The organism is Acidobacteriota bacterium (genome assembly GCA_035471785.1).
Lineage (GTDB): Bacteria > Acidobacteriota > UBA6911 > RPQK01 > DATIPO01 > JANQFM01.
The window spans coordinates 25,047-31,857 of record DATIPQ010000150.1 but is presented as its reverse complement, the minus strand read 5'-3'; the positions used below and the strand labels follow the sequence as shown (position 1 = coordinate 31,857).

The following is a 6,811-nucleotide window of genomic DNA, read 5'->3' as shown; positions in this document are numbered from 1 at the left end:
TGGGCCCTCAGCATCTTTCCCCGCAGTTCCGCTGCTGACAGCCGCAGCCGCCTCGGTGCTTGTCATCGAGCAAGCCGATTCACGCTTGGTGGGAGGCGCATCCTTGCGGCGATGGGCAGAAGGCCCCGTCAGGGCGGTCAGATGCGGCCGGCACGCACCGTCAATGGCCAGCGGACCGAGCGGGCGCCGGCACCCCACGCCCGCTCCAGCCTGCGTCCAAACGACTCGACCTCCTCGGGCCCCTGAGACATCTCCAGGGCCCGCACGGCCGACCACGTCCTCAAGTAGCCGAAGAACTCGCCGAAGGTCCATTCCACTGCCATCTCCAGGCCGGGATCTTCGAGTTCCCGGAAGGGGAAGGGAAAGCCGGCATAGCCTTCCTCGACGTGATGGCGCTCCGGGGGCCACCAGGGTTGGATGACTTGATGTTCGAACTCCTCAAGCAGCGGGTCGACCTCGGCACCCGCCCGCACGATCCCGTAGGTGACCAGGCAGATGAGGCCGCCGGGACGGGTGACCCGCCTGACCTCGGCGTAATAAGCCGGCAGATCGAACCAATGAGCGGCCTGGGCCGAGATGGCCAGGTCGGCCGAGCCCGCCCTGAGTCCGCTGCTCTCGGCCAACGCGCACCAGTAGCGGACGTTGGCATGACGCTGGGCCTGAGCCAGTTGGAGAGCGCTGGCGTCCGTCGCCGCCACACGCTGAAAAAAGCCGGACAGCATTACTGTGACCTGACCCGATCCGCAGCCGGCCTCCCAGGCCAGCCGGCGCCTCGCGACCATCCTGCTGATCGATTCACCCAGCTCCCGCGGGTAGGTGGGACGGCTGGCGGAGTACTGCGCCGCCCGATCAGAATAGTGATCCTTGAAAGAGGCCATGATCCAGTCTAGCTCCCAGGGTGCGAGTCCGCATCCGGCGGGGCGTCATCGAGGCCGGAAGGTTCATTCTCCGTCCTGATCGAGAGGTCTATTCAGCTATTACGAATGGGCTTAATTATCAATATCCAAACTTGACTGTGTTTGCGATGTATAACTAACCCATCCGAACTTTCAGTCCCATATCTCTTGCAATATGCAATCGCAAATTGAAATTTTCGCCTCGAAATACAAAAAATAAGTCGTGTCTTACAAAAGAAATGTCGCGACAGCCGGAGTCAATTTAGCTATGCTACTTGCAACAGTGATGGATTTTCATTAAATCTAAAGTGCCAAGGCGCTGCTGCGCCTGAGCGGTCGGCAGCCCATTTGCCGACCTGGGCACTTCAGGTTGGGGCGAAAATCATCACACTGGCGGTGCAGGAGCTAGACCAATTCCTAACGGGTCAGGTGTCTGTCAACTTGACGACACCTCTGTCCGATCCTCTCAACGGACTGAGGCCCTTTCCGTTCGTCGGAATCGTCAAGCTCGATGTAAGTGACGGGCGCGGAGCGCATCTGCACTCAAGGTCAAATAAAATCACAATTGCAATTACTTATGGAGCAGATTAAGCTAGCAGCGGAAGTGCGCGCCAGCCGAGGTATGCACGAACTATTCGACCGGCGCCACCACTCGATCCTGCAAGAAGCCCGGCGGCGTATCAGCGGAAAAGACCCGCTGGAGGCCGCGGCATGCCTTGCGGGACACTGCATCGACCGGATCGAAGCCTTCAATCAGCGCGGCCCCTGCTTGGGCGCCGTTCTGGAAGTCAATGCCGAGGCGCGCAGCCGTAAGCGGCTGAGCCGGGTGCTGCCGGCCGACCGCGAACGGCCCTTGTGGGGACTGCCGCTGGTCATCAAAGACAACATCGTCACCGCTGAAGATCCCCTCAACACCACCTGCGGTTCTCACTTTTTGATGGGAGCGCGCTATGGCCGCGATTCGACGCTGGTATCCCGGCTCAAGAGGGCGGGGGCGCTGATCCTGGCCAAGGCCAACATGCCCGAGTTCGGATTGACAGCTCCCAGTGCCAGGGGAGGTCCGGTTCGCAATCCGCTCGACGGTTGCCGCACCCAGCCCGGAGGCTCCAGCAACGGAGTGGCGGTGGCGGTGGCAGCCGGCATGGGGCTGGCGGGCTTCGGCACCGACGCTCGGGGGTCGCTGCGCGCTCCCAGCGCCGAGTGCGCGCTGGCGGGGCTGCGGCCGACGGTGGGGATGATCAGCCGTCAGGGAGTGTGCGCCTTTCAGCCTCACGACGTGGTGGGTCCCATCGCTCCCTCGGTCCAGGACCTGGCCCTGCTGCTGGAGGCGGTGGCCGCCGAGGACGATCCGCTCGATCCCCTCACCGGCCTTTACCGGGCTGCCAGGCCGGCTGGATGGGCCGGGCGGTTGCGTCCGCGGGGATCGCTGGCCGGACTGCGTCTGGCCAAGCCGGCCGGCATCGAAGAAACCCTGCGAGAGGAGGTCAGGCGGAGCTACCGGCAGGCCATCCAACTGATGGAGAAGGCGGGAGCCCGCTTCCTCGACATAGACGCCGGCCTGTGGCAGGCAGAGGACCTGGCCGGGGCCTCTTCGCATGAGGCCGCGCTGGCGCTTGGAGGCGACTCGCTGCGGCGGTTTGCCGAGACCTGGTCGGAGGACTCACCTATCCGCAACCTCGATGATTTGCAGGAACGCTTCCGAGCACCTCTGCCCACCGGCATGACGATGACCGCAACCGAGCCCGACAACCTACTCATCCCTCTGCTGGAGGCGGCGCCGCTCAAGGACGCATTGGGGGTCTGGGAAGAAGTGCTGGAAGGACTGCGGGCGCCCTTCGCCCAGGCTTTGCAAGAAGCCGATGCGGAGGCCCTGGTGGTTCCCACGGGATCCTGGGCCGTGTCCCTGAAGGGGCCTCTGTCGCCGCCGCTCATGCGTCACGACAATGCCTTCGGAGTGGCCTGCGCCTGGGCCGGACTTCCCGAGTTGGTGCTCCCCATGCATCCGGGCCGCAGCCACCCGCTGGGACTCTCGCTGGTGGGGCTTCCTTTCAGCGAAGCCCGCTTGCTGCAATTGGGATGCGAATTTGAGAGGCTGACCGCTCCTCCGCCTCGCTGGCAAGCTCCGTCCTGGAAGTGAAGGGGCCTTGAGGAGCCGAGAGACTGAGGGACTTGTCACAAGTGACCCCCGCAATTACTATCGCATAAGAGTTTTGTCGCTAACAGCAAGCGGGGGGGTAGGACGCTACATGCTCAAAGACTGGAAGATCACGGCTCGCAAGTTTCGCAAGTCGGTGGGAAGTTCGCTGACCACCGTGGTGGTGCTGGGCGTGGCGGTGGGAGCCAATGCCGCCATTTACGCCTTGGCTGACAACTACTTGATCGGCTCGTACTCCAGCCGGCACGACGATGTTTACCTGGTGGGCGCGGCCCCCCGAGATCCCGAGCAGGACTACTTCTACCGCTTCCGCAACAGTCTTTTGGAACCCTTGGAGGAGGCGCTCAATTCCTACCGGGCCCTTTGTCGGGTCGGGACTTATGCCTTTACCCTCTCCAACATCGACCGCCCTCTCCGCCTGCACGGTATGCGGGTGGGCGCCGGCGCTCAGGAGGTCCTGAATATCGAGGCCGTCCGGGGCCGGGCGCTGCGCGACTTCGACTTCGAGCCCGACGCCGAGAAGAGCGTCATGCTGGCCTACCACATCTGGGTTTCGGCTTTCGGGTCGGACGAGGGCGCCGTCGGCAAGCGGGTCAACATCAACGGAGTCTCGCACCGCATCATCGGTGTCCTGCCCGACGACTTCACCTTCAAACAGACCGTCTTCGACGTGCTGTCGCCCTCCAGTTTCAAGGAGCCTGTTTTCCTGGGGGCCAGCTTCAACGTCTGGCTGGCCGGGCTGCTCAAGGAGGGCGTGACCCCGGCTCAAGCGGTGGCCGAGGTCAAGGCCTTGGAAGGCCGCTTCGCCGATCTGGTGCCTCCCCGCTACTTCGAGAACAACACCCTGGACGTCAAGCACATCAACGAGCGTTCTCACAGCCTGGTGCAGACCCAGATCAACCTGCTGCTTTCAACGGGGCTGATTCTGCTCATCATCGCGGCCGCCAACCTGTGCAGCTTCGCCCTGGTGCAACTCAACCGGCGCCGGACCGAATATGCGACCCGGGTGGCGCTGGGAGCCGGCCGCAAAGACATCATGCGCCTCTTCGCCATGGAGAACGGCGCCCTGGTTCTGGGCGGCTACCTGGCGGCGGTACTTTTCGGATTCGCCTTGATCCAGGTCGTCTTGACCCAGTTCTCGGGAGCCGACTGGGGCCTGCTGGCCATGCTGGGCAGCGACATTCATCTCAACTGGCGCATTCTGGCGGTGACTCTGGCGGCTTGCGTGGCGGTCTTGATTCTGCTCAGCCTGACCACCCTGGCTCTGGGATCCTCCGATCTGCTGGCCGCCTTTCTCAAGGAAGAGGGCCGCGGACTCAGCGAGGGACGCACGTTCAAGAACGTGGGCCACTTCCTGCGCTTCCTGCAGATCGCGGCCACCTGCGCGGCTCTGGTGATCGGAGGCTTCTTTCTGGTCAGTCTGGACCGCATTTCCGGGTACGACTACGGATACGAGTTCGAAAACATCGTGCGCACCGACGTGCGCTTGCCGGGATACAGCTTTCTGGCCGAGGACGGCTCGCTGCTTCCCGACACCATTTCGCGTCTCCACGGCTTGATGGACTCGGTGGTCGATGCGGTGCGTCGGGTTCCCGGCGTAACCGAGGCGGCCATGAGCAAGCTCGAATTCCCCCATTGGGGCGAGATGCGGGGCGTCCGGCTGCCCGATACGCCGCCTGATTTGCCCGACGAGGATCTCCCCCAGTCCAAGGAGGGGTTTGCGGGGCCGGGATTCTTCGACCTGGTGGGAATGCACGTCATTCGCGGCGAGTCGATCTCGGAGTTTCACAACCGCGACGATTCCGAACCCGTGATGGTGGTCAACGAGGCTTTCGTGCGCCGTTACTTCAGGGGCGACGATCCTCTCGATCAGTTCGTCGAAGCCCGCGGTCAGCGCTTCCGGGTGGTGGGGGTCGTCAGCAACGTGCGCCGATGGCAACATGAAGAAGGCGAACTGCACGGGCTGCCCCTGCAGGACCAGACCGAACCAGGCTATTACCTGTCCAACCGCTACGACAACGCCGTCAGCTTCGGATATCTCTACCTCAAGGCTCCCGCCTTCGGGTCCCAGGTCGAACATCAGATCAGGCAGGCCGTCCTGCAGGTCAACTCGGACATCGTGGTGGGCAACTTCGGCATGCTGCGGGCCCTGCTCGGTCAGCGCGAGAACACCTACCGCCTGATCGTCTTCGTCCAGGTCCTGTTGGCCGGCATCGGCGCCTTGCTGGCCTGCGTGGCCATTTTCTCGGCTGTCAGTCAGGCCGTGACCCAACGCCGCTTCGAGATGGGCATCCGACTGGCGCTGGGAGCTACCCCCGGCGACATTCAGCGCGGGATTCTGCGCTACACCCTCTTCCTGGTGGTGCCGGGGGTGCTGACGGGATTGGCGGCCTCCTACATCGGGCTGGTCTACTTCGGGCTGCTTGAAAGCCAACTGCACCTGGTCAACGTTACCGACGCTCGAGTTTACCTGGTGTGCTGTCTGGGATTGTTGGCCGTCGGCTTGCTGGCCGGCCTTCAACCTGCCCGCAAGGCCGGATCGCTGACGCCCACCGAGGTGCTGCGCGGGGCTTGACACCTGGGCCTAAGAGGCCTTTCCGCTTATTCAATTCAATACCCATGTCGAGGCCAACGCTGAATTTACCTGGGGCCTTGCTGCGCAAGCGCAGCCGGATCCCCGACCTGAGCCGGATAAAGGCGGGAGAGTGTCCCGCCGGCATGCTGCTTCCCTTCGCCCTTGAGATTCCGGTGCGAAGCTATCTCAACCATGCCTTTCCGCTTTCCATCGTGGATCAGATTGCGGGCTGCCGGCCCTACCTCTACGAAAGCTTCATACAGGTCTTCTTTCCCCATCGGAAGGAGGACTACGACCGCTTTCTGATGTTGCCTTCGCTCACCGTCGAGGGGTGGGAGGAGATGGGGCTGCTGCGGACTCGCGTCATTGACACCCACAGCCGCGGCCTCAGCCGCCCCCCGGCCTTGATCGAACTTCTGACCGAGGGCATCGCAGACGGCTATTACGCCGAGATTCACATCGACGAGTACTTTTTGCCGGGACGTCCCTGTTATGGCAACACTCACTCCGTCCACGACAACATGATCATCGGCTACGAGTGGCCCGAGAAGGTCTTTCACGTGGCCGGATACGGGGCCGATTACGAAGTCGCCCCAATGGGATTCGAGGACGTCCTCAGGGCCTTTTACCACATGCCCAGAAACGAAATGGCGCGCCGCTATCTGCGGCTGATCAAGCCGCGCAAGACCCCCTCCAGGCCCTTCGACCTCGAAGCGGTGCGGCGGCAACTGTCGGACTACCTGAACTCGCGGGCCAGCCTCACTCCCCGCCAGATGCGCCGCAAACCTCTCTACTGGAAGGCGCGGCGCTTTACAGGAGAGTGGGGAGTGCAGAGTTATCAGGCCTTGCAGGACTACCTGGCCGAAATGAGCCGGCAAGGCCGCCCACTGGATCTCAGGGCCACCCGCACCCTCTGGGAGCACAAGTCGTGCATGTTGGAGCGGCTCCGGTATCTGGAGGAGCAAGGACGCTTCCGCGACGGGCGCCTTTTTTCCTTCTCCTACGCTCCGGTCGAGTCGGGCGCCCGCATGCTGCGTTTTCAGGCCTACCAATACAACTCCGGCGGCTTCAAGCGCGAGGATCTGGAGGAAGCCGCAGCGCAATTGCAGTGCATGAAGGAAACCGAGGCGGCGGTGCTGAGCGAGGTGCTCGACTCGCTGCACCCGGCCGGCTCATAGCTTAAGG

4 protein-coding genes are annotated in these 6,811 nt (G+C 63.0%); 3 read left to right on the top strand and 1 reads right to left on the bottom strand.

Annotation, left to right across the window (positions count from 1 at the left end; all coding sequences use genetic code 11):
- Positions 1 to 137 precede the first annotated feature (137 nt).
- Complete coding sequence (locus VLU25_21495; protein ID HSR70519.1) at positions 138 to 878, bottom strand: class I SAM-dependent methyltransferase; 741 nt, start codon at positions 876 to 878, stop codon at positions 138 to 140.
- A 640-nt stretch (positions 879 to 1,518) separates the two neighbouring features.
- On the opposite strand from VLU25_21495, the gene VLU25_21490 reads away from it, so the two are divergent.
- From VLU25_21490 to VLU25_21480, 3 genes are all read left to right on the top strand, one after another.
- Positions 1,519 to 3,033 (top strand): amidase, encoded by a 1,515-nt coding sequence (locus tag VLU25_21490; GenBank protein ID HSR70518.1) that lies wholly within the window; start codon positions 1,519 to 1,521, stop codon positions 3,031 to 3,033.
- Between the two features lie 73 nt (positions 3,034 to 3,106).
- Positions 3,107 to 5,626 carry an FtsX-like permease family protein gene (locus VLU25_21485; GenBank protein HSR70517.1) on the top strand — a complete coding sequence of 840 codons (2,520 nt, stop codon included), beginning with the start codon at positions 3,107 to 3,109 and terminating at the stop codon, positions 5,624 to 5,626.
- A gap of 44 nt (positions 5,627 to 5,670) precedes the next feature.
- A complete protein-coding gene (locus VLU25_21480; protein ID HSR70516.1) occupies positions 5,671 to 6,804 on the top strand; it encodes a hypothetical protein in 1,134 nt (377 codons plus the stop codon).
- Positions 6,805 to 6,811: the final 7 nt, after the last annotated feature.